The following is a 26,520-nucleotide window of genomic DNA, read 5'->3' as shown; positions in this document are numbered from 1 at the left end:
GATGGGGGCTGCGGTCAAGGCGAGACTCCGTTGCCGTGGTTCAGTCCTGGGGTCCGGGCAGCATACCCCAGACCGCCACCAGTTGCTCATCGACATGAATCAGCGGCAACCGATCACGCTCCCAGGGCGGGATGCCCGCTTCTTGGAGCAGCTTCTTCAGTGAACGGGTCTCTCCGCGCCACCGGATCACCTCCCCACCCCGCCGAAAACCCACCGTCAACGGCACCGTCAGGATGGACGGATCCAATCCCCAGATAGACCGCAGGACGGCGGGATCGAGGGTGATGCCCAGCTCGGGCAGCTGCAGCGGCGCGGTGGGCGTCCACTGCCACACCTGCCCCACATCCACAGGCACCAGCGGCCGCATGGCATGAAGATCATCCCGGTAACGGCGCACCTCGGCCCCCGCCCAGGCCACCCGGGGACAGGCATCGGGACCGGCCTTGAGCATCTGTTCGATCAGGCTCTCCAGTCGGGCCCGGCCCGGCATGGGCAGACCCTTGTCCTGTAACCACCCCCGCAGGGCGTTGCGCAGCCGGGGACGGCGCAGCCCGGCCAGACCGACCACCGAGAGCGTGCCCGACGCGCGCCCCCTTACCTGCTCCAGGTCTTCCCTGGCCCGCTCGGCCAGCAGATCCTGTGCCTCCGCCTGCAGCATGGCGGCCCGGGACAGGGTGACATCCACGGACGGCCAGCGTGCCCGCAACCGGGGCATGACCGCCTGGCGGAGCAGATTGCGGTCAAACCGCGGATCCGTGTTGCTGTCATCTTCCACCCAGACCAAACCTGCCTTGCGGGCATGATCGGCCAGGGTATCCCGGTCCAGATCCAGCAGGGGACGGGCCTGCCAGCCGGGACCAAAGGGCTTGAGTCGCGGCATGGCGGCCAAGCCGGCGGGACCGGCCCCACGTAGGAGTTGCAGCAACAGGGTCTCGGCCTGGTCGCGGCGGTGATGGGCGGTGAGCAGGACCTCGCCGGACTGCATGACGGCGGCGATGGCCCGATAGCGGGCCGCCCGGGCCGCGGCTTCCGGACTCTCACCGGCGGCGGGACCGGCATCCACCCCCAGGACCTGCAGGGGGATGCCCAGATCACGACAGAGGGATTCGCAGTGGGCCTGCCACTGATCGGCGTGGGGACTCAGGCCGTGGTGGACATGGACGGCGATCAGAGGGGGAAAGGCCTGCGACCGGACAAGGCCATGGAGGCCATGGAGCAGGACATGGGAGTCCAGGCCCCCGCTCAGGCCGATCAGCCAGCGGGGGGCCGGCGGCAAGCGTTGCAGGGCGGCGGCGAGGGTGTCCAGCATGGGAGAATCGGTTTCAACGGTAGGCGGGCACTGTGCCGGCCCCCATCCCTCTCCCTTCGGGAGAGGGATGGGGGCCGGAAGGGCACTATTCCTTCACTTGCCCGTATTTCATGATCCGCTCGTAGCGGCGGGCCACCAGGGCATTGATGTCCATGCATTGCAGCTCATCCAGGCCTTCCAGCAGGTTGGCCCGGAAGGTATCGGCCATGGCCGCCGTGTCGCGGTGGGCACCACCCAAGGGTTCGGAGAGGATCGCATCGATCAGACCCAGTTCCTTGAGACGGCCGGAGGTGATGCCCATGGCCTCGGCGGCATCGGCGGCCTTCTCCGCACTCTTCCAGAGGATGGAGGCGCAGCCCTCCGGCGAGATCACCGAATAGGTGCCGTACTGAAGCATCTGCACCTTGTCACCCACGCCAATGGCCAAAGCACCACCGGACCCGCCCTCACCGATCACGGTGCAGATGACGGGCGTGCGCAGCTTGGACATCTCCAGCAGGTTACGGGCAATGGCCTCGCTCTGGCCGCGCTCCTCCGCACCCACGCCGGGATAGGCGCCGGGGGTGTCGATAAAGGTGAAGATGGGCAGGGAGAACCGCTCGGCCATGTGCATCAGTCGCAGGGCCTTGCGGTAGCCCTCGGGCCGGGGCATACCGAAGTTGCGATGGATCTTTTCCTTAGTGTCGCGCCCCTTCTGATGCCCGATGACCATCACCGGACGCCCCTCAAACCGGGCCACGCCGCCGACGATGGCCGGATCATCCGCAAATGCGCGGTCGCCGTGCAATTCCTCAAAGTCCGTGAACAGGTGGGCGATATAGTCCAGGGTGTAGGGACGTCGGGGATGTCGCGCCAGCTGCGAGATCTGCCAGGGGCTGAGCTTGGCGAAGATGGACTCGGTCAGACTCTTGCACTTGGACTCGAGACGGGTGATCTCGTCCTGGATGTTGACCTCGGCGTCATCACTGACATAACGAAGCTCTTCGATCTTGGCTTCCAGTTCGGCGATCGGTTGCTCAAATTCAAGGAAATCCGGATTCATCGGCGGGGTCTGGGTCGGTTGGGAAAGGGCCATTCTACACGGCCGGCGGTGTGGGTAAACCTGTAACCGTGGGATGAACCTAACGGTAGTGAATCTGCACGGCCTCTTCCCCCAGCAGGCCCCTGAGTCGCTGTACCAGTTCCTCGGTGGGGCGCAGCTGCCAGGCGTCACCCAGCCGGAAGCGGGCACGGGCGCGGCCGTTGCTGTAGTTGATGAAGACCGGGCAGGGTCCATCCCGAAAGGGAGACAGGCTTTCCTCCAGTGCCCCCACCAGTGCCGGGTCCGTGCCGCCGTTGAGAGTCAGATCCACCCGCTTGGCAAACTGCTCCCGGGCCTGGTCCAGGTCCATCACCTGACGACCGCGCATGCGCACGTTGCCGCTGAACTCGTCGATGCCCACACCGCCCTCCACCACCAGCAGGCGATCCTTCACCAACAGGCCCTGGAAGCGGCGGTAATCGTCACCGAACAGCCCCACCTCGATGCGGCCGCTACGATCGTCCAGGGTGAGAAAGGCCATCCGCCCGGACGGGGCGTTGCGCAGGCGGATACCCACCACCAGACCGGCGATCAGGGCGGTCTGCTCCCGCTGCCGGCCCCGACCCTGCCCCTCACCGCTCCCCTGACCGGGGGCGCTGTCCGCCAGGTCCGACAACAGATCGGCGATGCGCTTGCCGGTGATGCGTCGCAGTTCCAACTCATAACGGGTGATGGGATGGCCGGTGAGATACAGCCCCAGGGTCTCCTTCTCCGCCAGCAGCCGGGTCTCCTCATCCCATTCCGGCAAGGTCGGCGCCGCCACCGCCGCCACCTCCGGCGGTGGCGCCATGCCGAACAGATCCCCCTGCCCCACGTTCTGGTCGCGGCGGTGCTGCTCAGCCCGGGACATGGCCAGGGGCAGATTGTGCATCAGAGTGGCCCGGTTGGGGCCGATGGAGTCCAGGGCGCCGGCCCGGATCAGGGCCTCCAGAGTGCGCCGGTTGATCTTCTGGGAGTCCGCCCGCGCGCACAGATCATCCAGGGAGGCGAAGGGGCCGTCGCCCCGGCGACTGTCGATGAACACCTGGATGGCCGACTCCCCCACCCCCTTGATGGCCCCCAGGCCGTAGACGATGGTCCGATCATCACGTACGGTGAACTCATAGCTGGAGGCATTCACGTCCGGCGGGATCACCGCCAGATCCATGCAGCGGCATTCCTCGATCAGATTCACCACTTTATCGGTGTGGTCCATGTCCGCGGAGAGCACCGCCGCCATGAAGGCGGCCGGGTAGTGGTGCTTGAGCCAGGCGGTCTGGTAGGACAGCAGGGCATAAGCGGCGGAGTGGGACTTGTTGAAGCCGTACCCCGCGAATTTCTCCATCAAGTCGAAGATATAGCTGGCAGTCGCCTCCTCCACCCCCTGCGCCACAGCCCCGGTGAGGAAGATCTCCCGCTGCTTGGCCATCTCCTCGGGCTTCTTCTTGCCCATGGCACGGCGCAGCAGGTCGGCGCCGCCCAGGCTGTACCCCGCCAGCACCTGGGCGATCTGCATCACCTGTTCCTGATAGAGGATGACCCCGTAGGTGGGACGCAGGATGGCCTCCAGGGCCGGGTGGGGGTATTCCACCCTGGCACGGCCGTGTTTGCGGTTGATGAAGTCATCCACCATCCCCGACTGCAGGGGGCCGGGCCGATAGAGGGCCACCAAGGCGACGATGTCCTCGAAGTTGTCCGGCTGCAGGCGCTTGATCAGGTCCTTCATGCCGCGGGATTCCAGCTGGAATACCGCCGTGGTTTCCTGGCGTTTGAGCAGACCGAAGGTGCCGTCCTCATCCAGGGGCACGTCACTCACATCCAGGGGCGGCTCACCGGCCTCGGCCCGCTGGGCATTGATGGTCTGCACCGCCCAGTCGATGATGGTGAGGGTGCGCAGACCCAGGAAGTCGAACTTCACCAGGCCGATAGCCTCCACGTCGTCCTTGTCGAAGTGGGTCACCACCCCCTGCCCGCCCGGTTCGCAGAACAGGGGGGAGAAATCCGTCAGGGTGGTGGGGGCGATGACCACGCCTCCGGCATGCTTGCCGGCGTTTCTGGCCACCCCCTCCAGCTTGCGGGCCAAGTCGATGAGGCCCCGGACTTCCTCATCCTCCTCATAGCTGCGGCGCAGGTCCTCCTCCTGCTCCAGGGCCTTGTCCAGGGTCATGCCGATCTCGAACGGGATCTGTTTGGCGATACGGTCCACGAACCCGTAGGCATGGCCCAGTACGCGACCGGCGTCACGGACCACCGCCTTGGCGGCCATGGTGCCGTAGGTGATGATCTGGGAGACCTTGTCGCGGCCATAGCGCCGGGCCACGTACTCAATCACGCTGTCCCGCTTCTCCATGCAGAAGTCCACGTCGAAGTCGGGCATGGACACCCGCTCCGGGTTGAGGAAGCGCTCGAACAGCAGTTCGTAGCGGATCGGATCAAGATCGGTGATTTTCAGCGCATACGCCACCAGGGAACCGGCGCCGGAGCCACGCCCGGGACCCACCGGCACACCGTTGTCCTTGGCCCACTGGATGAAGTCCGCCACGATGAGGAAGTAGCCGGGAAATCCCATCTGGCAGATCACGTCCAGTTCCAGGTCCAGGCGGGCCCGGTAGGCCTTCTCCTTTTCCTCCCGGGCCGGAGTATCCGGTGGGAACAGGCGCACCAGGCGCTCATCCAGCCCTTGATGGGAGAGCTGGCGGAAATACGCGTCTGTGGTCATGCCCGCGGGGATGGGGTACTCCGGCAGATAGTTCTCCCCCAGGGTCAGGACGAGATTGCAGCGTCGGGCGATCTCCACGGTATTGGCCAGGGCCTCGGGGATATCGGCGAAGAGTTCCGCCATCTCCTCCGGGGTCTTGAGGTACTGCTGAGGGCTGTAGAGCCGAGGCCGCCGGGGGTCGTCCAAGACCCGGCCCTCATGGATGCAGACCCGGGCCTCGTGTGCGTCGTAATCGTCAGGGCTGATGAAGCGCACGTCGTTGGTGGCCACCACCGGCAGCCCCCGCTCCCCTGCCAGGGCCACGGCGGCGTGCAGGTAATCCTCCTCTTCTTCCCGGCCGGTGCGGATCAGCTCCAGGTAGAAGCGGTCAGGGAAGATCTCGCACCAGAAATCGCAGGCCGGCCCGGCATTCTCGGGCTGTCGGGACAGCAGGGCCCGGCCCACTTCCCCTTCCCGGCCCCCGGACAGGGCGATCAGTCCCTCGCAGGCTTCGCGGGTGAACCAGTCCCGCTCCAGGACCGGAGAGCCGCTGTGCTGGCCTTCCTGATAGCCCCGACTGATGAGACGGGTCAGGCGCTTGTAACCCGGGTCGTTCTGGCACAGCAACACCAGTCGGGTGGGCGGTTCGCCGGACTCGCCGGACGTCACCCACAGATCCGTGCCGATGATGGGCTTGACTCCGGACTTGAGTGCCGCCTTGTAAAACTTGACCATGGCGAACAGATTGGTCTGGTCGGTCACCGCGCAGGCGGGCATCCCCGCCCCCTTGACGGCGGCAACCAGCGGCCCCACGCGGACCAGGCCGTCCACGAGGGAAAACTCGGAATGCAGGTGGAGGTGAACGAAAGGCTGAGTCATCGCAGTGATATCTGAAGGCTTGAAGCAGGCAGGGGGGACAAGATAGCAGGGGAAGGGTGTTAAAGGTATTTCTGAAAAAGTCCACTGGCGTCACCATTCCTGCGAAGGCGCATTAATGTCACCACTCCCACGAATATACATTGGCGCCACTCCCGTGAAAGCATATCGCCGTCACTCCCGCAGAAACACACCTGGCGTCACTCCCGCGAAAGCGGGAGTCCGGAACTTTCAGTCCGTTACCAGCCGCTGGGTTCCCGCTTGCGCGGGAATGACGGGCCCAAAACACCCTGAAAGCCGCCCCTCCGGGCAGAAGTGACGGGGTCAAGACACCCTACAGAAAATCCCTCCAGGGCAGAATGACGGGTTCAGGACGTCTTGCAGGCCGCCCGCCGTACCGGGGCAAAACTCATTCGATGACAAGGGCTCGGCCCCAGGCGGGCCAGGGCTTCCAGATGCACGGGGGTGGGGTAACCCTTGTGGCCCGCCAGCCCGTAGCCGGGATACTCGGCATCCAGGGCCACCATCAGGGCATCCCGATAGACCTTGGCGATGATGGACGCCGCGCTGATGGCCGCCACGGTCTTGTCCCCCTGCACCACCGCCAGGACCTGACAGGGCATCGCCTCCGGACAGCGATTGCCGTCCACCAGGGCCAGGCCGGCCGGGGTGGCGAGGGTTTCCACCGCCCGGCGCATGGCCAGCAGGCTGGCCTGCAGGATATTCAACGCATCGATCTCCGCCGGCGAACAGATCGCAATGGACCAGGCCAGTGCTCGTTCCCGGATCAGTCCGTCCAGGGCCTCTCGCCGAGCCGGACTCAGGGCCTTGGAATCCTTCAATCCGTCGATGGGACGGGCCGGATCCAGGATCACCGCCGCCGCTACGACCGGACCCGCCAGCGGACCGCGGCCCACTTCGTCCACGCCCGCCACATCCGGCCGCAGGCCCAGGTTCACCAGATCAGGTTGCATCAGATGTCGTTCTCGCCACGCTTGGAGTAAAATGCCAGCACGACATGCTACCAAGGCGCACCCCATCAGGGCCATCGGCTCATGCCGCGCCGTTCACCGCAAGCCCCCGGACCGCCCATGACCTCCACACGATGCGCCGTGATCGGCGTCGGCTATCTTGGCAAATTCCACGCCCGGAAATACGCCGCCCTTCCCAATGCAGAGTTGGTGGCGGTGGCCGACGCCAGTGCCGAGACCGCCGCCGCCGTGGCCGAACAATGCGGATGTCGCGCCGTCACCGACTACCGCGAACTGCTCGGGCAGGTGGACGCCGTCAGTATCGCCGTGCCCACCACCCTGCACTTTTCCGTAGCCCGGGATTTCCTCGAACACGGCACCCATGTGCTGGTGGAAAAACCCATCACCTCCACCGTGGAAGAAGCCGCCGCCCTGAACCGGCTGGCCCAGGAGCGGGGTGTGATCCTGCAGGTGGGACACCTGGAGCGCTTCAATGCCGCCCTCATGGATCTGGCGGACCGGCGCGGCGAACCCCTGTTCATCGAATCTCACCGCCTGGCCCCCTTCAAGCCCCGGGCCACGGACGTGAACGTGGTGCTGGACCTGATGATCCATGACATCGACATCATCCTGGACATGGTGCGCTCGCCGGTGAAATCCCTGGCCGCCAGCGGCGCCCGGGTCCTGTCCGACGCCATCGACATCGCCAACGCCCGCATCGAGTTCGAAAGCGGCTGCGTGGCCAATGTCACCTCCAGCCGGGTCAGCCTCAAGACCGAGCGCAAGATGCGCATCTTCCAGAAAAACGCCTATGTCTCGGTGGATTTCCAGAACCGGGGGCTGTCGGTGCATCGACTGGGCGACAGGGAGATGTTCCCGGGCATTCCCGAGGTCATCAGCGAAGAGAGCTTTTTCGAGGAAGGCGATGCCCTCAAGGCGGAGATCATCGCCTTTCTGGATGCGATCCAGCACGGCGCCCCGGTGGTGGTTTCCGGCGAAGACGGCCAGCGGGCCCTGGAAACGGCCATCCGCATCAGCGAACTGGTCCGGCAGGGCTCCCCCATGCGCGACCGGCGCGATTGACGCCCGCCCCCTCCCGCACAGACCGCATTCATTCAAGCAAGCCAGCCAAGCAAGGAAAAAACACACCATGATCCCAATGGTCGACCTGAAGGCCCAGTACCACCAGTTGAAGGACGAGATCGACGCGGGAATCGCCCAGGTCCTGGAAAATACTCAGTTCATCCTGGGTCCCAACGTGCAGGCCCTGGAACAGGAACTGGCCGACTACCTGGGGACACCCCATGCCATCACCTGCGCCTCCGGCACCGATGCCCTGCACCTGGCCCTGGCCGCCGCCGGCATCGGCGAGGGGGACGAGGTCATCACCACCGCCTTTACCTTCATCGCCACCGCCGAGGCCATCCGCTATGTGGGTGCCGTGCCGGTATTCGTGGACATCGACCCGCGCACCTTCAACATCGACGTGGCTCAGGTGGAAGCGGCCATCAACGAACGCACCCGGGCCATCATGCCGGTCCATCTCTTCGGCCAGCCGGCGGACCTGTCCCGCCTCCAGGCCCTGAGCAAGACCCATGACCTGATCCTGGTGGAAGATTGCGCCCAGTCCTTCGGCGCCACCGTGAACGGCACCCAGACCGGCACCACCGGGGCCTTCGGCTGTTTCAGCTTTTTCCCCAGCAAGAACCTGGGCTGCTACGGCGACGGTGGTCTGATCACCACCGGCTCCGATGCACACGCCGACCGGCTGCGGACCCTGAGAAACCACGGCAGCCGGGTGCGCTATCACCACGACATCATCGGCTACAACAGCCGGCTGGACGAGATCCAGGCGGCCATCCTGCGGGTCAAGCTCAAGCACATCGACCGCTTCAACCGGGAACGGCGCCGGGCCGCCCACCGCTACAACGCACTGCTGGCCGACACCCCGGTGACCACGCCCTTCGAGGACGGCCTGGGTGTGCACGTGTTCCATCAGTACACCCTGCTGACGGATCGCCGTGACGCCGTCATGCAGGCCTTGCAGCAGGCGGGGATCGCCTGCGCCGTGTACTACCCCATCCCCCTGCATCGCCAGAAGGCCTTCGGTGATAGCTGCGCCCAGGTCCACCTGCCGGTGACCGAATCCGTCACCGAGCGCTGCCTGTCCCTGCCCATCTATCCCGAGATCCGTGACGAGGACCTGGTGCGGATCACCGATATCATCCGGGGGGCCCTTGACTGACTCGAGCGCACCGCTGGCACCGCTGCATGTCATGATCGTCGCCGGCGAGGTCTCCGGCGACCTGCATGCCGCCAACATGGTCCGCGCCCTTGAAGGCCTGCGTCCCGGCAATCGCTATACCGGCATGGGCTGCGGCGCCATGCGTGAGGCGGGGGTGGAACTGGTCGTGGATGCCGGGCGCCTGGCGGTGGTGGGCCTGTGGGAGGTGATCGCCCAGTACCGGGATATCCGCCGGGCCCTGGAGACCCTCAAGCAGCACCTGCAGTCAGACCCGCCGGATCTGCTGGTGCTGGTGGACTATGTGGAGTTCAACCTGCGCCTGGCCAAGGCCGCCAAGGCCCTGGGCATCCGGGTGCTGTTCTATGTCAGCCCCCAGATCTGGGCCTGGCGGCCCCATCGGGTCAAGCGCATCGGCCGGGTCATCGATGCCATGGCGGTGCTGTTTCCCTTCGAGGTGGACGTCTACCGGCGTTACGGCATCCCGGTCCGCTATGTGGGCAATCCCCTGGTGGACGTGGTACTCCCCTCCGCCACGCCGCAGGAGATCCGGGCAAGCCTGGGCCTGGACCCGGACCGCCCCCCGGTGGCACTGCTGCCCGGCAGCCGCAGCGGGGAACTGCGCCGCCACCTACCCATCATGATGGAGGCCTGCCGGTGGCTGCGACAACGGCATCCGCAGATCCGCTTCGTGATGCCCCTGGCCCCGGGGGTGGACGTGGCCGGCGACGTGGTACCCTATCTGGACCCGTCCCTGGACATCCTGCAGGTGAGCGGGCGAACCTATGACGTCATGTCGGTCAGCCGCGCCCTCATCATCGCCTCCGGCACGGCCACCCTGGAGGCGGCCCTGCTCAGGACCCCCATGGCCATCATCTACCGGGTCGCCCCCATCACCCACGCCATCCTGAGCCGTCTGATCCTGATTCCCCATATCGGCCTGGCCAATATCGTCGCCGGCCGGGAAGTGGTACGGGAGTTCGTGCAGGATGCCGCCACGGCGCAGAATATCGGTGAGGAGGTGGAACGCCTGCTGGCGGATGAGGATTATCACCGCTCGGTGGTGGCGGCCCTGATCGAGGTCCGGGAACGCCTGGGAGAAGGGGGAGGATCGGAAAAAGTGGCCAGGATGGCGCTGGAGCTGATTGAGCACGGACACCTGCTGAACACATCCGATCGGGAGGGTTGACCCACTGTGCTCAGGTTCTGGCGCCAAGCCCCGTTGCCCCTGCTCCTGCTGATCCTGAGCTACGGCTTCTGGATCAGTCCGGATTTCAAGGAAATCGCCGCCGGGGTGGCGCTATTCCTGTTCGGCATGCTGTCGCTGGAAAAGGGCTTCAAGAGCTTCACCGGGGGCGCCCTGGAACAGGTGCTGCGGACATGCACCAACCGGCTCTGGAAGAGTATCGCCTTCGGCATCACCAGCACCACCCTGATGCAGTCCAGCACCCTGGTGTCGCTGGTCACCATTTCCTTCGTCAGCGCCGAGATGATTACCTTGGCGGCCGGCATCGGCGTCATCATGGGAGCCAACCTGGGCACCACCACCGGAGCCTGGCTGATCGCCGGCCTGGGTCTGCGGGTGGACATCGCCGGCTATGCCATGCCCGCTCTGGTCATCGGCGTCATCCTGCTGTTGCAGCGCTCGAAGATCCTCCAGGGTATTGGTTACGCGACCCTGGGGGTGGGCTTCCTGTTCCTGGGCATCCATTACATGAAAGAAGGCTTCGAGGCCTTCCAGGGGGCCTTCGATCTTTCCGGTTATGTGATTCCGGGCGTCCTCGGGGTGCTGCTTTATACCGGCATCGGCATGCTGATCACCGTGATCATGCAGTCCAGCCATGCCACCCTGCTGGTGATCATCACCGCCCTGGCCACCGGTCAGATCAGCTATGACAGCGCCCTCGCCCTGGCCATCGGCGCCAACCTGGGCAGCGCCATCACCACTGCCATCGGCGGCATGACCGCCAACCTGGGCGGCAAGCGCCTGGCCATCGCCCATGTACTGTTCAATGTCATGACTGCTGCCGTGGCCATCACCTTCATCGGGCAGATGGCCTGGGCGGTGGACTATCTGGGCGCATTGATGGGACTTGCCGACGACGAATACCTGCTCAAGCTGGCCCTGTTCCATACCCTGTTCAATCTGCTGGGCGTCATCCTGCTGGCGCCCTTCACCGGCGTGCTGGAGCGGGCGCTGCTCAAACATGTGAACTTTGCCCCGAAATCCAGGGAAAAACCCCTGTACCTCTATCCCGGCGCCTTGGAGACACCGGCCGCGGCCATCAGCGCCCTGCGCAAGGAAGTGGGACATCTCTATGACAATGCCCATGATCTGATCGCCCACGGGGTCAGCCTGCGCCGTTCGGTGATCGACTCCGACCAATCGCTGGTGGACGCCGTGAAAAATACCCGCCGCATCATCCCGCTGGATGTGGACGACCTCTATGAGGCAAGGATCAAGAGCCTGCACAGCGACATCGTTGCCTTCATCAGCGAGATCCAGGGCCGTGAGCTGTCCCAGCAATCGGTGGAACAGCTCTACGTCCTGCAGCAGGCCAGCCGCGATATCGTCGAGGCGGTGAAGGCCACCAAGCACCTGCAAAAGAACCTCTCCCGCCATGGCGTCTCCGGCAATCCGCTGATCCGGGAGCGCTATGACACCATCCGTCTGCAGATTGCCAAGGTGCTGCGAGAAATCCGCCAACTCCGATCCCAGGACCCGGAGACTGTCACAAGTCTGTCACTGGATGCCCTTAAGCTGTCGGTGAATAAATCCGGCCGCAGCTTCACGGCAGACCTCAACGCGCTGATCCGTGGCAGACGCTTGTCTTCCTCCATCGCCACGTCGATGATGAACGATGAGAACTACGCCTTCGAGATCTGCTCGAACCTGATCGAGGCCAGCCATGCGCTGCTGCTCCCACCCACCCGGGCGGAACAGTCCGCTGAAGATCAACTGGCACTGGATGAACAGGACATCGCGCGAATGGCCGGGGGCAATTCCAATCCCAGGACGCGGACGCACACTGATGAAGACGAAAAAACTGCTGGCTAGGCTGGCCGGTTTTCTCAACGCGGATCAGACCGCCCAGCGCAAAGAACTCAAATCCATCCGCAAGGTCCTCAAAAAACTCAAGGCCAAGGAACGGGATCTAACCACCAAGCTTGAAGAGACCCCGCCCGGCGATGAGTACGAGGAGATCTCACAGAAGCTGCAGGTGATCTACGCCCAACGCCGCAAGGGGATCGAGCGAGTGCGGGAAATCAAGGGACGCAACAAGGAACAACCGTCGCCCTGATCACCGGATGCTGTGCCGGCATGGGCATCAGGGGCGGATATCAGGCAAAATGAAGGCTCTCGACCCGGTCCGGGGTCCCATCGTGCCTAACTGGAGCCTCAACTTGAGTACGACATCGAAGGACACCTCCCGATCTCCCCGCTGGATCCCCATTACCCTGGCCCTGACTTCACTGGCCAGCCTCATGGGTTCCATGGTTCTGCTTGGGCAGGGGGCACTGATCTCTCTGACCCTGTTCGTCATCCTGTTTCCCCTCACGCTCATCAACCTGCTGGTGCGCTGGTGGCCCAGACAACGCTGCGAACGCATACGCAACGAGAAACGCTGGAAACGCCGCCTCAACTTCACCGCGACGGGGGTGATGGTCGCGGCCGGGATCAACCTGTTCGCAGGGGTGAATTTCTTTGGCACCCCAATGGGAACCACCCTGCTGGTGGCCGGTACCCTGCTGCTGCCGGTGGCCATCATCATGGCCATCCTCTCCTTTTCCCTGGGTCGAACGGATGTAACCCAGACCGTGCTGGAGGAAGAAGAGCATCTGATACTTCAGGCGGATACCCATTGGGCCATCTTCCTGCCCCCCATCCAACTCGTCACCCTCTGCCTGCTGCTGGTGCTGGGTCCCTTTGGTCTGGGCGGCGAGGTCATCGCCGCCATCATCTACCTGGCGGTGCTGCCCGGCATCATGGCACGAGCGCTGGCCATATTCCTGAACACGGAAGTCTCCATTACGGACCGGCGCATGATCACCGTGACGGGTACGCTGCTGCGTCGGACCCGGGTCATGAGGTTGGATGAGATCAAGGCGGCGGGCATCTATCGCAGCTGGCTGGGTCGTCTGCTCGGCTACGGCAAGGTGGGCATCATCTGCCATGGCGGGCAAAGTCTGAAACTGCCCGGGATTGCGGATCCGGAGACATTGCGGGACATGCTGGACCCGTCCGGGCGCGTGGTTACCAGTTCATTCTGAGGTTTTTCTGATGAAGGTTGAAGTGACCGTGGAGTTGGACATCGCCCTGTCCAAGGTCAGCCTGGGTGACATGCGCAGGCTGGCGGAGCAGCTGTTCGCCGATCATCAGATCGAGGCGATCAGGCAGGTGCGGATCGTAGACGTGACGTTGAAACGGGAGTCCGGGTCCGGGGACTCCCAGCTCTGAATGTGTCAGCGCATGCCTGCGCTGATTCGCGGCCGGGGCCGCTCCCACAAAGGTACAACACAGGCCCTGGGAGTGGGCCTTGCCCGCGAAGGCGGCGCCGATCAGTCCGTGGAACGGCGCCGGTCGGTGCGCAGAATGCCGCGGGGACTTTCACGGACAAACGCGACGAAATCGGCCACCTCCGGGTAGGCCTGTACCAACGGGGCCACGGCGGCCAGGCCCTGCTCCCGGTTACGACCGTCCACCAGATGGCGGAATGTCCGTTGCAGGGCACGGATGGTCTCCCCGGAATAACCGCGACGCCGGAGCCCTATCTTATTGATGCCTATGGCACGGGCGTAATTGCCCGAGGCCATGCAGTAAGGCGGTAGATCCCGATTCAGGGCGGAACCCATGCTGGTAAAGGCATGGGACCCCACACGGCAGAACTGATGGACCAGGGTGAACCCGCCCAGCACCGCCCGGTCCCCTACCTGGCAATGTCCGGCGAGTGAAGCCGCATTGGAAAATACGACGTGATTGCCGACGAGGCAATCATGGGCGATGTGGACATAGGCCATGATGAGATTATCGGTCCCCACCCGGGTCACAGCGCCGCCCTTGGGTGTACCGCGGCTGATGGTAACGTACTCCCGAATCACGGTGCGATCACCGATTTCCAGGGCCGTTTCCTCATCCCGATACCCCAGGTCCTGGGGGGCTTCCCCCAGGGACGCGAACTGATAGATCTTGCAGTCCTGGCCGATATGGGTAGTGCCGGTGATCACCACATGGGACCCGATCCAGGTCCCCTTGCCGATACTCACACCCGGGCCGATGACGGTAAAGGCCCCGATATGGACTCCCTCCTCGATACGCGCCTCTGGGTCTATGACGGCACGAGCATCGATCATGACTCCAGATCCTTCCCGGCACACATCAGCGTCGCGGTGGCCACCACCTCACCATCCACCCTGGCCACGGCATTGAAGCGCCAGATTCCCCGTACCACGCGCAGCAGTTCCACCCGCAGGTGGAGCTGATCACCCGGCTCCACCTGACGACGGAAACGGGCCTCGTCGATGCCCACGAAGAGATAGAGTTGCTGCTTGTCGGTCTCGCCCCGATGCTCCTGGGTCTTGAAGGCCAGCAGGCCGGTGGCCTGGGCCAGGGCCTCCAGGATCAGCACACCCGGCATGACCGGACGAACGGGGAAATGGCCCGGAAAATAGGGCTCATTGATGGAGACGTTCTTGATAGCCTCCAGATATTCCCCGGGCTTCAGGTCAGTGACCCGATCCACCATCAAAAAAGGAAAACGATGCGGCAGGTAACGCAGCACCTCATGTATGCTCATGGAATCCAAGTTGTCATTCCTTATGTGTGTTAGGAAAACTGAACAAGTCCCCTGAGGCCACCCTCGCGAAGGCGAGCGTCCAGGATTTTCAGCCTGTGACTGGATTCCCGCTTGCGCGGGAACGACTTATTCAGAACACCCCTTATATGGCCATTCGTTCACAGTCATCCTGCAGGGTTCTACCCTGCGCAATACCTGCAAACCACTGATTATTCGTTATCAGGATCATCCCGAACGCCCTGGTGTGATGCCTGTTCCTCCAGGGATTTAACCCGTCTCGACAGGGTGTCCAGACGCCGCAGATGAGCCAGACTGCGATTCCATTCGCGCGCCGGTGAAAAGGGAACGCCCGAGGAGTAGACGCCGGGTTCAGGGATGGAACGGCTGACCAGGGTCATGCCCGTCACCGTCACCCCGTCGGCAATTTCAAGATGGCCCGCAATGCCCACGCCACCCCCGATGGAGCAGTGCTTGCCGATCCGGGCGCTACCGGCGATCCCCACGCAGCCGGCCAGGGCCGTGTGGGCGCCGATATGGACGTTGTGGGCAACCTGAATCAGGTTATCCAGCTTCACGCCATCCTCGATCACGGTATCTTCCAGCGCCCCACGATCGATGGTGGTGTTGGCCCCCACCTCCACATCATCACCAATGATCACCGTACCCACCTGCGGTACCCTGATCCACGCCTCGCCATCCTTCGCGAAGCCGAAACCTTCGGAACCCACCACCGCCCCGGGGTGCAAAAGTCCCCGGCGACCGATGCAAACACCGGCCCCCACCGTCACCCTGGCCAGCATCCGGGTCCCTTCCCCGATATGGGCGTCTTCGCCGATGATGCAGCCCGGACCCAGCACCACATGGGCACCCAGCCGGACGCCCGCCGCGACAACGCACTGGGGTCCTACGCTGGCCGAGGGGTGAATCCAGGCCTCAGGGCTGACCACGGCACTGTCATGAATACCGGATGCGGGCACAGGCTCGGGATGCAGCAGGCCCGCCGCGCGGGCGAATCCCAGATGAGGGTTGTCACACACCAGCGCGGGCACCGGGCACGCCGACAGGTGCCTGGACTTCAGGATGACCGCACCCGCCCGGCTCTGCCGGAGTTGCGGGAGATAGCGATCATGGGTCATGAAGCACAGCTGGCGGGGTCCGGCATTCTCCAATGCAGCCACGCCGTCAAGGATACGGGCACCCACATCGGCGCCTGAGCCGTGCAGGTCGGCGCCAATGGCCTGTGCCAACGTGTTGAGTGAAACCGACATCACCCGCGCCCCGGATCAGCGGCGGGGTCTTTGATGCTGACGGCGAAGCTCTTCCAGGACCTTGCCGGTCATGTCGATCCGGTCACTGGCAAACAGGACCGTGCGCTCGGTAACCACCAAGTCCACGTTATCGGCCCGGGCAATGTCCAGGATCACGCTCTGCACCAGGCGCTGGAGCCTGGCCAGTTCGTCGTTGCGCCGCACATTCAGGTCTTCCTGAAACATGTCTTGGGCACGGGTGAATTCCCGGGAGCGATTGCGGAATTCACGTTCGAGTTGGGCGCGTTGATCCGCACCCATCACCTCCGAGTCCCGTTGCAGGCGCTCCTGCATCCGGCGCAGGGCATCCCGCTCGGCCACCAGCTCCGAGTCGCGGGGAGAAAACTCTTCTTCCAGCGCCCGCAAGGAGGCTTCGGCTTGGGGCGACTGCTCCATGACACGATTGATGTTGACGAAGGCCACTTTGGCATTGGCCACAGCGGCACCGGAGATCGCCAACAGACACACCAGCAGCAGGCCGGTGGTGATTCTCAGGACATTGCGCTTCAAACCTTTTCTCCAAAACTTGGACAGACTAAGGGGCAGGACAGGCCCGTTCAACAACCCTTCCCAAGCTCGGCGGACCCCGTCAGAACGAGGCGCCGATACTGAACTGGAACGACTGCAGGCGATCTTCGGGTTTGTCATTTAACGCCTGCGCCAGACTGAATGTCAACGCGCCCACCGGGGACAACCAGGTCATGCCGGCGCCGATGGAGGCACGGATCTCTCCGGTCTCGAAATCGTCATAGGTCTCGAAGACCTGACCGGCATCCAGGAACAGGCTCATGCGCACATTGGGGGCCTGGTCCATGAACGGCGGCGGGAAGATCAGTTCGGCACTGCCCAGCACCCGGAAGTTCCCACCGAAGGGATCATCACGACTATCCCGGGGGCCCAGGCTCAGGTCCCGATAGCCACGCACCGAGCGGGTGCCGCCAGCGAAGAACTTCTCGAAGAAGGGCAGATCGGTGGAATCCCCGTAGGCATCCCCGTAGGCCACTTCCCCGGACAGGGCGAAGGTCAGCCCGGGCCGCAACGGGATGAAGAGCTGGTTACGGTAATCCACCTTGTAGTACTCAAGATCGCTGCCCGGCAGGGCGGCCTCCAGACTGATCCGCTGCAGGTTGCCCCGCTCTGCGAACACGGTGCGGTTACGGGTGTCATGGATGAAGCTGGTGGCCAGGGTGTAGAGATCGTAGCGATCACCGTTGTCATCCAGATACTGGAAAATCTCATCCGGAGTATTGTCGGAGGTGAGGATCTCCACCCGCTCATAACCGGGTGTGATGCGGAAGGTGTTGTACTCGGTGAGGGGAATGCCGTAGGTGATGTTGGCCCCCAGCCGGTTGGACGAATAGCGGGAAATATCCGCCCGGAAGGCATCCGTCTCCCGGTAGAAGATATTGAAGCCGCGACTGACCCCGTCCAGGGTGTGGTAAGGATTGGTGAAGGAGAGGCTGTAGAGGGTGCTCACCCGGCTGTTGTTCAACGCCAGGGAGACCCTGTTCCCGGTGCCGAAGAAGTTCTCCTGGGACAGGCTGGTATTGAACAGCACGCCCTGGCTCTGGGAATAACCGGCACCGATCATGAAACTGCCGGACATACGCTCGGATACCGTAATGTCCAGGTCCACCTGGTCCTCGGTCCCCGCCACCCGGCGGGTCTCAATGTTGACGTCCTCCACGTAGGACAGGCGCTGCAGCCGGACCCGGGAACGGTCCACGTGAGAGGCGGAGTACCAGCCCCCTTCCATCTGACGCATCTCGCGGCGGAAGACCTCGTCCCGGGTGCGCGAATTACCGGTGAAATTGATCCGACGCACGTAGACCCGCTGGCCGGGATCAACGAAGAAGGTCAGGGCGACCTCCTGATTGGCCTCGTCCAGCTGGGGGATCGGGTTGACGTTGGCAAAGGCGTAACCTTCATCCCCGAGACGGCGGGTGATGCGGTTGGAGGTCTCGGTGATCAGACTGCGGGAAAAGGTATCTCCCTGGGCAATGGCCAGCAGATCCTTCAGCTCCCGCTCATCCACGATGAGGTTGCCCGCCAGGCTGACCTCGCTCACCCGATACTGCTCACCTTCGTCGATATTGACGGTGACGTAGATGTCCCGACGGTCAGGTGTCAGGGTAACCTGTGTGGAATCCACGTTGAAGTTGATGAAACCGGAATCCAAATAGCGGGTGCGCAGTTTTTCCAGGTCACCCGCCAGGCGCTGCTTGGAATAATGGTCACGGCGGCTGAACAGGGCATACCAGCGAGGTACACCGGAGTCAAAACGACGGGTCAGATCCCGCTCGGAATAGGACTCGTTTCCTACCACCCTGACCTGCTGGATCCGGGCCACGCGCCCCTCGGCAATCTCGATGACCACATCCACCCGGTTGCGGGGCAGCGGTTCCACTTCCACGTCCACCTGCACGTTGTACTTGCCGCGGGCGAAATACTGCTGCAGGAGTTCATTCTCCATGCGCTCAAGCACGGTGCGGTTGAAGACCCGTCCGCGGGCCATGCCCACCTGACGCAGGGCGTCCATGAGCTGGTCGGTCTTGATGTCCCGGTTGCCGCTGATGCGGATCTCGTTGATGGCAGGCCGCTCCTCCACCACCACCACCAGCACGTCCTCACGCCGGCGCAGGGAGATATCGGAGAAGAAACCGGTGCGGAACAGGGCCCGGATGACCTCCGGTGCCTGACCGTCATCAAAGGCATCTCCCACGGCCACCGGGAGATAGGTGAACACCGTGCCGGCGGCAATGCGTTGCAGACCCTCGACCTCAATGTCCTGGATCACAAAGCCGTTTCCGGCCAGGGCCGATGTTGACCAGCCAAGGATGGCGGCAAGGCCCAGACCGGCGAGCAGACGTCGTGACTCACGAGACATTCGGTTTCAACCCAGGATTCGCATGAAATCGTTGTAGAACGCGAGCGTCATCAAAAGACCGATCAGCACGATCCCGACCCGTTGACCGATGGCCTCCACCGTCGGTGACACGGGACTGCCCTTGATGAGCTCCACGCAGTAGTACAGCAGATGACCGCCGTCGAGTATGGGGATCGGCAGCAGGTTGATGATCCCGAGACTGATGCTGACGATGGCAAGAAAGCCCAGAAATGCCGAGACCCCGATCACGGCGGTCACGCCGGCATATTCGGCGATACTGATGGGTCCGGCGATATTGCTCGCCGCCGCCTCACCGGTGAGCAGACGCCACATGACACGCAGGGTCATGACACTCATGTCCCAGGTCCGCTCCACCCCCCGGGCAAACGAGATCCAGGGGCCATGGCGAACATGGGCCCGCATGGCCTCGGCGGCCGCCTCGTCCACCTGGGGATAGGCGCCGATCAGACCCACCTGCTCGCCATTGACCGCACGGCTGTCGGTGCGGATGACCAGGAACTCACTGCGGCCTTCACGTTCGATCCAAAGCTCGATCGACTGCTCGGGGCGGGCCTGAACATGGGCCACCCAGGACTGCCAGCTGTCGATGCGAACGCCGTCCGCTTGCAGGATCCGGTCCCCCGTCCATAGTCCGGCACGGGCTGCGGCGCCGGCGGGGACCAATTCGCCCAGCACCGGCTCCGACCAGGCATGCCAGGCGACGATGCCCAGCTTGTCCAGCAAGGGCCCTTCGTCCAGCAGGCGGCGCCGATCGCTCAGGTCCAGCGAGCGGATCACCTCCCTGCCCTCGGCATCCTGCACCAGCACGTCCACACGGCGGCCATCCAGGCCCTGTTCGAGCAGATTCAGGGCGGCAAGTTCCCAGGTAGCTGTTTCGGCGTCGTTCACCCGCAGGATCAGGTCCCGCGCCTCAAAGCCACCCTCGGCCGCCAGAGAACCGGGCTCCACATGGCCCACCACGGGCTTGATGCCGCTGACCCCCACCATGAACATCAGGCTGTAGGCGAGGATGGCAAAAAGGAAATTCGCTGCCGGACCGGCGGCGACGATGGCCATGCGCCGCCCCACGGTCTGACGGTTGAAGGCGCGATGACGCTCGGCGTCGGAGACGGGCTCTTCCCGCTCATCGAGCATCTTCACGTAGCCGCCCAGGGGGATGGCGGCAATGACATATTCGGTGCGATCCCGACCGGCCACCCGCGTCCACAAGGGACGGCCGAAGCCGATGGAAAAGCGCTGAACCTTGACGCCGCAGCGCCGGGCCACCCAGTAATGGCCGAATTCATGCACCGTCACCAACAAACCGATGGCGACGATGAAGGCCAGGATACTGATCAGGATGCTCATGAATTCAGCGAACGCTCACGAAATCGGCCTTCACGCACCGCGGCCGCCGCCACCTCACGGGCCTCCCGGTCCGCCTCCAGGATCCGCTCCAGGGAATCGGCCTCCTGGTGAGGCAGGGTCTCCAGGGCATGGGAGATCAGGCGGGGGATATCGGTGAAGCGGATACGCGCCGACAAGAAGGCATCCACGGCCACTTCGTTGGCCGCATTGAGGATGGCAGTGGCGGTACCGCCGGCGCTGAAGGCCTCGTAGGCCAGGCGTAGACAGGGGAAACGGTCCATGTCGGGCCGTTCGAAGTCCAGGCGGGCGATCTCCATGATATCCAGCGGCGCCACCCCGGAGGCGATGCGTTCCGGCCAGGCCAGGGCATGGGCAATGGGCGTACGCATGTCCGGGTTGCCCAACTGGGCCAGCACGGAGCCGTCGGTGTAGGCCACCATGGAATGAATCACGCTTTGGGGATGCAGCACCACCTCGACACGCTCCGGGGTGGTGTCGAACAGCCAGCAGGCCTCGATCAGTTCCAGGCCCTTGTTCATCATGGAGGCGGAATCCACCGAGATCTTGCGGCCCATGACCCAGTTGGGATGGGCACAGGCCTGATCCGGCGTGACATCCTCCAGATCCTCAGCGGGCAAGCGCCGGAAGGGGCCGCCGGAGGCGGTCAGGAGGATCCTTTCCACCCCCACCTCGGGCAACCCACGGGAAAAGTCCGGTGGCATGCACTGAAAGATGGCGTTGTGCTCGCTGTCGATGGGCAGCAGCCGGGCACCCGAGGCCCGTACCTGATCCATGAATAGGCGCCCGGACATCACCAAAGCCTCCTTGTTGGCCAGCAGCACCCGCTTGCCCGCCTTGGCGGCGGCCAGGGACGGCAGCAGCCCTGCCCCGCCGACGATCGCCGCCATGACGTAATCGACTTCCGGCAGGCCGGCCACCTCGGCCAAGGCCTCGGGGCCGGCCATCACCCGGGTGGACAGGCCGGCGGCGCGAATGCCAGCCTCCAGTACACCGGCATGTTCGGGGTCAGCCACCACCGCATAGTCCGGGCGATGGGTCCGGCACTGTTCCAGCAGCCGTTCCACATTTCCGTTGGCGGTGAGGGCCACGGCACGATAGCGGTCCGGATGGCGGGCAATGACGTCCAGGGTGTTGACGCCGATGGTTCCGGTGGCGCCAAGGACGGTGACGCCCTTTGGTGAAGCACTCATTGGAAGTCTCCCGGTAAACTGATCTTGGGGTGAAACGGCAAGCCGGACCCGGCCAAGACCGCTTTCGCCGTCTGCAGGACTATCTTGCCATAATTACGCCCCACAGGAGGCCCATCAGGAAGACGGGGGCTGCCGCAGTGAGGCTGTCGATGCGATCCAGAATACCGCCATGACCGGGCAGCAGGCTGCCGCTGTCCTTGGCGCCGGCTTCGCGCTTGAGCACGCTTTCAAACAGATCCCCCGCCACGGACACCAGGGCCGTCACCAGACACAGGCAGACGAAGAAGAACCACAGCGTGGGGATCACGCCAAAGTACCAGGCGCCCAGCAAACCGAAGGGGACGACGGCGATCAAGGCCCCCAGCAAGCCTTCACGGGTCTTGCCGGGACTGATCCGGGGCGCCAGTTTGTTGCGACCGAAACGACGCCCGGCAAAATAGGCCGCGCTGTCGGCCGTGGCCGTCAGCAGCATGAGATACAGCACCAGCGCCGGCTGCACCTGATGCAACCAGACCAGGGCAATGAAGGCCGGCACCAGGGTCAATATTCCGGCACTACCCAGACCATAGCGCCGCAGCAGGGTACGGTCGCCCCGGGCAACCGGCTGATAGGCGGCCAGCACCACCAGCACCCCCACCCACCACAACACCCCCAGCGCCACCGGCCAGATCTGCTCCAGACCGAAGGCCAGCAGGGCACCCAGCCCGGCCAGGGCGGCAACACCGGCCACATAAAGCCCCCGTTGCCGGCCTGTTTCCAGGCCGCAGAGGCGGGCCCATTCCCAGGCACCGCCCAGACACACGGCAAACACCGCCAGGCCGAACCAGAAGGACGGCAGCAACAGGACTGCCGAAAACACCACCACGGCCAGCAAAAGGCCGGTTATCACTCGCTGTTTAAGCACCACCGCCTCCGGCCAGTTGCTCTTCGATGTACCCGAAACGGCGCTGACGGCCGGCAAAACATGCAAAGGCCTGGTTCAGGTCATCCTCACTGAAATCCGGCCAGAGCACGTCGGAAAAGAACAGCTCCGTATAGGCCAGCTGCCAGAGCAGAAAATTGCTCACCCGCTTTTCGCCCCCGGTACGAATGAACAGATCGGGGTCAGGCAGGCTCGCGGTGGACAGATGCCCCTCAAGGATCTCCGGCGTGATCTGTTCGGGTGTCAGCTCACCGGTAAGGACCTTTTCCGCCACGGCGGCCGCGGCATGGGTAATGTCCCACCGCCCACCGTAGCTCACGGCCACCACCAGGTCCATCAGGGTATTGTCGCGGGTGCGATGCTCCGCCTCCGCCATGCGTTCCTGCAGCCGGGCCGAGAAGGCACTGCGATCACCGATGAATCGCAGGCGAATGCCCTTCTCTTCCAACTCCGGCAACTCGCGCCGGATCGAGCCCACGAACAGCTCCATCAGGGTCCCCACCTCGTGACGGGGGCGACGCCAGTTCTCGCTGCTGAAGGCAAACAGGGTGAGCACCTTGACCCCACGGGAGGCACAGGCACGGACCACCATGCGGGCGGCATTGACGCCCTGACGATGACCTTCGGTGCGGGGGAGATGACGGGCACGGGCCCAGCGACCGTTACCATCCATGATAACGGCCACATGACGCGGTATACCCGATGCACTGGCGGGCGGTTGAGTCACTATCTGCGATTCATCCCGAGGCTCAGACAGCCATCAGTTCCTTTTCTTTTTCCGCCAGCACCCGGTCCACTTCGGCGATGTACTGGTCGGTCAGCTTCTGCACCTCTTCCTGGCCCTTGCGATCCTCGTCCTCGGAAATGGACTTGTCCTTGACCAGGTTCTTGAGTTCGTTGTTGGCATCACGACGAATGTTGCGGATGGCCACGCGGGCGTTTTCCGCCTCATGGCGAACCACCTTCACCAGGTCCTTGCGGCGCTCTTCGGTGAGGGCCGGCATGGGAACACGGATCACGGCACCCATGGTGGAGGGATTCAGGCCCAGATCGGAGTTCATGATGGCCTTCTCCACCTTGGTCACCATGGGACGCTCCCAGGGGGTCACGGTCAGGGTGCGGGAATCTTCCACGCCCACGTTGGCCACCTGGTGGATGGGCACCTCGCTGCCGTAATACTCCACCATCACGTGGTCCAGCAGGCTGGTATGAGCACGGCCCGTACGGATCTTGGCCATTTCCTGACGCAGGGAATCGATGCTCTTACCCATGCGGGTCGCGGCATCCTTCTTGATACTTTCAATCATGCTGTTCAACCTCTCTCGACCAGGGTACCGACGTTCTCGCCCATGATCAGGCGCATCAGGTCCCCTTCCTTGAATATGTTGATGACCCGCAACGGCATGTCATTGTCCCGGCACATCACGATGGCCGTGGCATCCATGACGCCCAGACGGCGGCTGAGCACTTCTTCATAAGTGAGACGCTCATAGCGCCGGGCATCAGGATTGGTCATGGGATCCGAGTCATAGACGCCATCCACTTTGGTGGCCTTGATCATGACGTCGGTGTTCATCTCGATGGCCCGCAGACTGGCCGCCGTGTCGGTGGTGAAGAAGGGATTACCCGTACCTGCGGCAAAGACCACGATGCGGCCCTTTTCCAGATGACGCACGGCACGACGACGGATGTAGTCCTCGCAGACCTGGTTGATCTTGAGGGCGGACATGACGCGACAGAATTTGCCTTCCCGCTCCAGGGCATCCTGCATGGCCAGGGCATTCATGACCGTGGCCAGCATGCCCATGTGGTCGGCCGTGACCCGGTCCATGCCACCCTGCGCCATACCGGCGCCGCGGAAGATATTGCCGCCGCCGATGACGATGGCCACCTCAATGCCCAGGCGACTGAGCTCAGACACCTCGCGAGCGACCCGGGCCAGGATGTTCGGACAGATGCCGAAATCCAGGTCACCCATCAGGGCCTCGCCACTCAGCTTCAGAAGGATACGCTTATAGGCGGGACGCTTGTCGTCACTCATGGGAAACCTTGTTTGTATTATGTGGAGCCTGTAACCGGGTGCCGCCGGCGAACCGGAACACTCATGCAAACAGCGGTGGCCCCATGATCGGAGCCACCGCCATCAGGATACAGAAGATATCAAGCGCCCTTGGCCTGGGCCATCACTTCTTCAGCGAAATTTTCCACCTTCTTCTCGATCCCTTCACCCACTTCGTAGCGGACAAAACGGCTCACCTGAGCGCCGGCATCCTGCAGCAGCTTGCCCACGGTGTTGTCGGGTTCCTTGACGAAGGGCTGGCCCACCAGGGTGATTTCAGCCAGATACTTCTTGATGCGGCCACCGATCATCTTCTCGATGATCTCGGCAGGCTTGCCGCTTTCCTCGGCCTGGGCGCGGAAGATGTTCTTTTCCTGCTCCAGCAGTTCCTGGGGCACCTGGGACTCATCGACGCAGACCGGACGACTGGCAGCGATGTGCATAGCCACGTCACGTGCCAGATCTTCGTTACCGCCGGTCATGTCCACCAGCACACCGATGCGGGTGCCGTGGAGATAATGGCCCGGACGACCTTCGCTATCGATCACTTCAAAGCGACGCACCTGAATGTTCTCGCCGATCTTGGCCACCAGGCCGGCACGGACCTCTTCCAGGGTGCCTTCCGGGGTGGACAGGGCCATCAGGGCCTCCACATCGGCGGGCGCCTGGGCAACCAGGGTGTCGGCCACCAGACGCACGAAGGCCTGGAAATTGTCATCCTTGGCCACGAAATCGGTTTCGCAATTCACTTCCACGATGGCGGCACGACGGCCGTCTTCGCCGGCGGCCACCATCACCTGGCCTTCGGCAGCCACACGGCCTGCCTTCTTTACGGCCTTGGCGGCGCCGGACATGCGCATCTGCTCGATGGCGGCGTCCATATCACCACCGGCCTCGGTCAGCGCCTTCTTGCATTCCATCATGCCTGCGCCGGTACGCTCGCGCAGTTCCTTAACCATGGATGCGGTAATCTGCATGGGGTCACTCCTGAATCAAATCTGTGTCGCCGGGACTGCCCCGATGCACGGAGCAGTCCCGGCAGCGTGTTACTTGTCGGCAGCTTCTACCGCGGGCTGCGCGGAGGCGCCTTCCACCTCGACAAACTCGCTGGAGGCGGTAGTGCGGGCGACGTTGAGACCATCGGTCACGGCTTCGGCCGCCGCGGCGAGATAGAGCTGGATGGCACGCATGGCGTCGTCGTTGCCGGGAATGACATAGTCAACGCCTTCAGGGGAGTTGTTGCTGTCCACCACGGCCACCACGGGGATGCCCAGCTTGCGGGCTTCGCTGATGGCGATGCGCTCATAGCCCACGTCAATTACGAACATGGCGTCCGGCAGACCGGGCATGTCCTTGATGCCGCCCAGGCTGCGCTCGAGCTTTTCCATCTCGCGGGTGCGCATCAGGGCCTCTTTCTTGCTCAGGCGGTTCAGGGTGCCGTCTTCCTTCATGGTCTCCAGTTCCTTGAGACGACGAATGGATTCACGCACGGTCTTGAAGTTGGTCAGCATACCACCGAGCCAACGGTGGTTGACGTAGGGCATCTTGCAGCGTTGGGCGTGCTCGGCCACCAGGTCACGGGCGGAGCGCTTGGTGCCGACGAACATGATCTTGCCGCCGTTGGCAGACATTTTACCCAGGTAATTCATGGCATCATTGAAAAGGGGCAGGGTCTTTTCAAGATTGATGATGTGAATCTTGTTACGATGCCCGAAGATGTACTGATCCATCTTGGGGTTCCAGTAACGGGTCTGGTGACCGAAATGGACACCGGCTTCGAGCATTTGACGCATGGTCACGTTAGGCATGATGAGA

At 63.6% G+C, this 26,520-nt stretch carries 24 protein-coding genes; 7 read left to right on the top strand and 17 right to left on the bottom strand.

The genetic code is table 11. The features are described from left to right. Positions 1–40: 40 nt before the first annotated feature. The 4 genes from tilS to rnhB form a co-directional block, all read right to left on the bottom strand. Entirely contained in the window at positions 41–1,309 is a 1,269-nt protein-coding gene (tilS, locus tag LQ956_RS04095) for a tRNA lysidine(34) synthetase TilS (protein ID WP_238629529.1), read from the bottom strand. An 85-nt stretch (positions 1,310–1,394) separates the two neighbouring features. Then, a complete protein-coding gene (gene accA / locus LQ956_RS04090) occupies positions 1,395–2,351 on the bottom strand; it encodes an acetyl-CoA carboxylase carboxyl transferase subunit alpha (protein WP_238629559.1) in 957 nt (318 codons plus the stop codon). A 79-nt stretch (positions 2,352–2,430) separates the two neighbouring features. Further along, entirely contained in the window at positions 2,431–5,946 is a 3,516-nt protein-coding gene (gene dnaE / locus LQ956_RS04085; protein WP_238629528.1) for a DNA polymerase III subunit alpha, read from the bottom strand. 365 nt (positions 5,947–6,311) lie between these two features. Then, on the bottom strand, positions 6,312–6,917 hold the full coding sequence (rnhB, locus tag LQ956_RS04080) for a ribonuclease HII (RefSeq protein ID WP_238621478.1): 606 nt from the start codon (positions 6,915–6,917) through the stop codon (positions 6,312–6,314). A 117-nt stretch (positions 6,918–7,034) separates the two neighbouring features. Between rnhB and LQ956_RS04075 the strand changes: the two genes are divergently transcribed. From LQ956_RS04075 to LQ956_RS04045, 7 genes are all read left to right on the top strand, one after another. Beyond that, positions 7,035–7,997, top strand: coding sequence for a Gfo/Idh/MocA family protein (locus LQ956_RS04075; RefSeq protein WP_238621477.1), 963 nt, complete (start codon positions 7,035–7,037; stop codon positions 7,995–7,997). A 67-nt stretch (positions 7,998–8,064) separates the two neighbouring features. Beyond that, on the top strand, positions 8,065–9,159 hold the full coding sequence (locus LQ956_RS04070) for a DegT/DnrJ/EryC1/StrS family aminotransferase (RefSeq protein WP_238621476.1): 1,095 nt from the start codon (positions 8,065–8,067) through the stop codon (positions 9,157–9,159). Between the two features lie 31 nt (positions 9,160–9,190). Beyond that, the gene (gene lpxB, locus LQ956_RS04065) at positions 9,191–10,345 is read left to right on the top strand and encodes a lipid-A-disaccharide synthase (protein ID WP_238629558.1); all 1,155 of its coding nucleotides are present in this window, start codon (positions 9,191–9,193) and stop codon (positions 10,343–10,345) included. A 6-nt stretch (positions 10,346–10,351) separates the two neighbouring features. Then, on the top strand, positions 10,352–12,214 hold the full coding sequence (locus LQ956_RS04060; RefSeq protein ID WP_238621475.1) for a Na/Pi cotransporter family protein: 1,863 nt from the start codon (positions 10,352–10,354) through the stop codon (positions 12,212–12,214). After that, a complete protein-coding gene (locus LQ956_RS04055; protein WP_238621474.1) occupies positions 12,189–12,458 on the top strand; it encodes a hypothetical protein in 270 nt (89 codons plus the stop codon). The genes LQ956_RS04060 and LQ956_RS04055 overlap by 26 nt, the downstream gene beginning before the upstream one ends. Positions 12,459–12,507: 49 nt before the next feature. Then, complete coding sequence (locus LQ956_RS04050; RefSeq protein ID WP_238629527.1) at positions 12,508–13,428, top strand: PH domain-containing protein; 921 nt, start codon at positions 12,508–12,510, stop codon at positions 13,426–13,428. A 10-nt stretch (positions 13,429–13,438) separates the two neighbouring features. Then, the gene (locus LQ956_RS04045) at positions 13,439–13,615 is read left to right on the top strand and encodes a hypothetical protein (RefSeq protein ID WP_238621472.1); all 177 of its coding nucleotides are present in this window, start codon (positions 13,439–13,441) and stop codon (positions 13,613–13,615) included. Between the two features lie 101 nt (positions 13,616–13,716). On the opposite strand, the gene lpxA is transcribed toward LQ956_RS04045, so the two are convergent. The 13 genes from lpxA to rpsB form a co-directional block, all read right to left on the bottom strand. Next, on the bottom strand, positions 13,717–14,508 hold the full coding sequence (lpxA, locus tag LQ956_RS04040) for an acyl-ACP--UDP-N-acetylglucosamine O-acyltransferase (protein WP_238621471.1): 792 nt from the start codon (positions 14,506–14,508) through the stop codon (positions 13,717–13,719). Next, positions 14,505–14,951 (bottom strand): 3-hydroxyacyl-ACP dehydratase FabZ, encoded by a 447-nt coding sequence (gene fabZ, locus LQ956_RS04035; protein WP_430733394.1) that lies wholly within the window; start codon positions 14,949–14,951, stop codon positions 14,505–14,507. The genes lpxA and fabZ overlap by 4 nt, the downstream gene beginning before the upstream one ends. A gap of 209 nt (positions 14,952–15,160) precedes the next feature. Further along, positions 15,161–16,219 carry a UDP-3-O-(3-hydroxymyristoyl)glucosamine N-acyltransferase gene (gene lpxD / locus LQ956_RS04030; RefSeq protein ID WP_238621469.1) on the bottom strand — a complete coding sequence of 353 codons (1,059 nt, stop codon included), beginning with the start codon at positions 16,217–16,219 and terminating at the stop codon, positions 15,161–15,163. A 15-nt stretch (positions 16,220–16,234) separates the two neighbouring features. Next, complete coding sequence (locus LQ956_RS04025) at positions 16,235–16,768, bottom strand: OmpH/Skp family outer membrane protein (protein ID WP_238621468.1); 534 nt, start codon at positions 16,766–16,768, stop codon at positions 16,235–16,237. Positions 16,769–16,847: 79 nt separating this feature from the next. After that, complete coding sequence (gene bamA / locus LQ956_RS04020) at positions 16,848–19,145, bottom strand: outer membrane protein assembly factor BamA (protein ID WP_238621467.1); 2,298 nt, start codon at positions 19,143–19,145, stop codon at positions 16,848–16,850. A 6-nt stretch (positions 19,146–19,151) separates the two neighbouring features. Then, a complete protein-coding gene (gene rseP / locus LQ956_RS04015) occupies positions 19,152–20,513 on the bottom strand; it encodes an RIP metalloprotease RseP (RefSeq protein WP_238621466.1) in 1,362 nt (453 codons plus the stop codon). After that, on the bottom strand, positions 20,510–21,724 hold the full coding sequence (gene ispC, locus LQ956_RS04010; protein WP_238629526.1) for a 1-deoxy-D-xylulose-5-phosphate reductoisomerase: 1,215 nt from the start codon (positions 21,722–21,724) through the stop codon (positions 20,510–20,512). Before ispC ends, rseP begins: the two co-directional genes overlap by 4 nt. Positions 21,725–21,803: 79 nt before the next feature. Then, positions 21,804–22,628, bottom strand: a complete 825-nt coding sequence (locus tag LQ956_RS04005; protein ID WP_238621464.1) for a phosphatidate cytidylyltransferase — start codon at positions 22,626–22,628, stop codon at positions 21,804–21,806. Then, positions 22,621–23,373 (bottom strand): polyprenyl diphosphate synthase, encoded by a 753-nt coding sequence (uppS, locus tag LQ956_RS04000; RefSeq protein ID WP_347402046.1) that lies wholly within the window; start codon positions 23,371–23,373, stop codon positions 22,621–22,623. The genes LQ956_RS04005 and uppS overlap by 8 nt, the downstream gene beginning before the upstream one ends. A 22-nt stretch (positions 23,374–23,395) precedes the next feature. After that, positions 23,396–23,953, bottom strand: a complete 558-nt coding sequence (gene frr, locus LQ956_RS03995; protein ID WP_238621462.1) for a ribosome recycling factor — start codon at positions 23,951–23,953, stop codon at positions 23,396–23,398. Between the two features lie 5 nt (positions 23,954–23,958). Next, a complete protein-coding gene (pyrH, locus tag LQ956_RS03990) occupies positions 23,959–24,687 on the bottom strand; it encodes a UMP kinase (protein WP_238621461.1) in 729 nt (242 codons plus the stop codon). Positions 24,688–24,806: 119 nt separating this feature from the next. Further along, complete coding sequence (gene tsf, locus LQ956_RS03985; protein ID WP_238621460.1) at positions 24,807–25,682, bottom strand: translation elongation factor Ts; 876 nt, start codon at positions 25,680–25,682, stop codon at positions 24,807–24,809. A gap of 69 nt (positions 25,683–25,751) precedes the next feature. Beyond that, positions 25,752–26,513, bottom strand: a complete 762-nt coding sequence (gene rpsB / locus LQ956_RS03980; RefSeq protein ID WP_238621459.1) for a 30S ribosomal protein S2 — start codon at positions 26,511–26,513, stop codon at positions 25,752–25,754. Positions 26,514–26,520 lie beyond the last annotated feature (7 nt).

The sequence above is a fragment of the Ectothiorhodospira lacustris genome, assembly GCF_022227845.1.
Classification (GTDB): domain Bacteria; phylum Pseudomonadota; class Gammaproteobacteria; order Ectothiorhodospirales; family Ectothiorhodospiraceae; genus Ectothiorhodospira; species Ectothiorhodospira lacustris.
Note: the sequence above shows the minus strand (reverse complement) of the source record. Positions and strands in the feature narration are given on the sequence as shown.

Coding starts and splice junctions, on each gene's coding strand:
- lpxA (WP_238621471.1), bottom strand. CDS start 14,508: ATGATCGATGCTCGTGCCGTCATAGACCCAGAGGCGCGTATCGAGGAG.
- rpsB (WP_238621459.1), bottom strand. CDS start 26,513: ATGCCTAACGTGACCATGCGTCAAATGCTCGAAGCCGGTGTCCATTTC.
- LQ956_RS04045 (WP_238621472.1), top strand. CDS start 13,439: ATGAAGGTTGAAGTGACCGTGGAGTTGGACATCGCCCTGTCCAAGGTC.
- lpxD (WP_238621469.1), bottom strand. CDS start 16,219: ATGTCGGTTTCACTCAACACGTTGGCACAGGCCATTGGCGCCGACCTG.
- pyrH (WP_238621461.1), bottom strand. CDS start 24,687: ATGAGTGACGACAAGCGTCCCGCCTATAAGCGTATCCTTCTGAAGCTG.
- accA (WP_238629559.1), bottom strand. CDS start 2,351: ATGAATCCGGATTTCCTTGAATTTGAGCAACCGATCGCCGAACTGGAA.
- bamA (WP_238621467.1), bottom strand. CDS start 19,145: ATGTCTCGTGAGTCACGACGTCTGCTCGCCGGTCTGGGCCTTGCCGCC.
- LQ956_RS04055 (WP_238621474.1), top strand. CDS start 12,189: ATGAAGACGAAAAAACTGCTGGCTAGGCTGGCCGGTTTTCTCAACGCG.
- LQ956_RS04070 (WP_238621476.1), top strand. CDS start 8,065: ATGATCCCAATGGTCGACCTGAAGGCCCAGTACCACCAGTTGAAGGAC.
- rseP (WP_238621466.1), bottom strand. CDS start 20,513: ATGAGCATCCTGATCAGTATCCTGGCCTTCATCGTCGCCATCGGTTTG.
- fabZ (WP_430733394.1), bottom strand. CDS start 14,951: ATGAGCATACATGAGGTGCTGCGTTACCTGCCGCATCGTTTTCCTTTT.
- lpxB (WP_238629558.1), top strand. CDS start 9,191: ATGATCGTCGCCGGCGAGGTCTCCGGCGACCTGCATGCCGCCAACATG.
- tsf (WP_238621460.1), bottom strand. CDS start 25,682: ATGCAGATTACCGCATCCATGGTTAAGGAACTGCGCGAGCGTACCGGC.
- tilS (WP_238629529.1), bottom strand. CDS start 1,309: ATGCTGGACACCCTCGCCGCCGCCCTGCAACGCTTGCCGCCGGCCCCC.
- LQ956_RS04075 (WP_238621477.1), top strand. CDS start 7,035: ATGACCTCCACACGATGCGCCGTGATCGGCGTCGGCTATCTTGGCAAA.
- ispC (WP_238629526.1), bottom strand. CDS start 21,724: ATGAGTGCTTCACCAAAGGGCGTCACCGTCCTTGGCGCCACCGGAACC.
- rnhB (WP_238621478.1), bottom strand. CDS start 6,917: ATGCAACCTGATCTGGTGAACCTGGGCCTGCGGCCGGATGTGGCGGGC.
- dnaE (WP_238629528.1), bottom strand. CDS start 5,946: ATGACTCAGCCTTTCGTTCACCTCCACCTGCATTCCGAGTTTTCCCTC.
- LQ956_RS04050 (WP_238629527.1), top strand. CDS start 12,508: ATGAAGGCTCTCGACCCGGTCCGGGGTCCCATCGTGCCTAACTGGAGC.
- frr (WP_238621462.1), bottom strand. CDS start 23,953: ATGATTGAAAGTATCAAGAAGGATGCCGCGACCCGCATGGGTAAGAGC.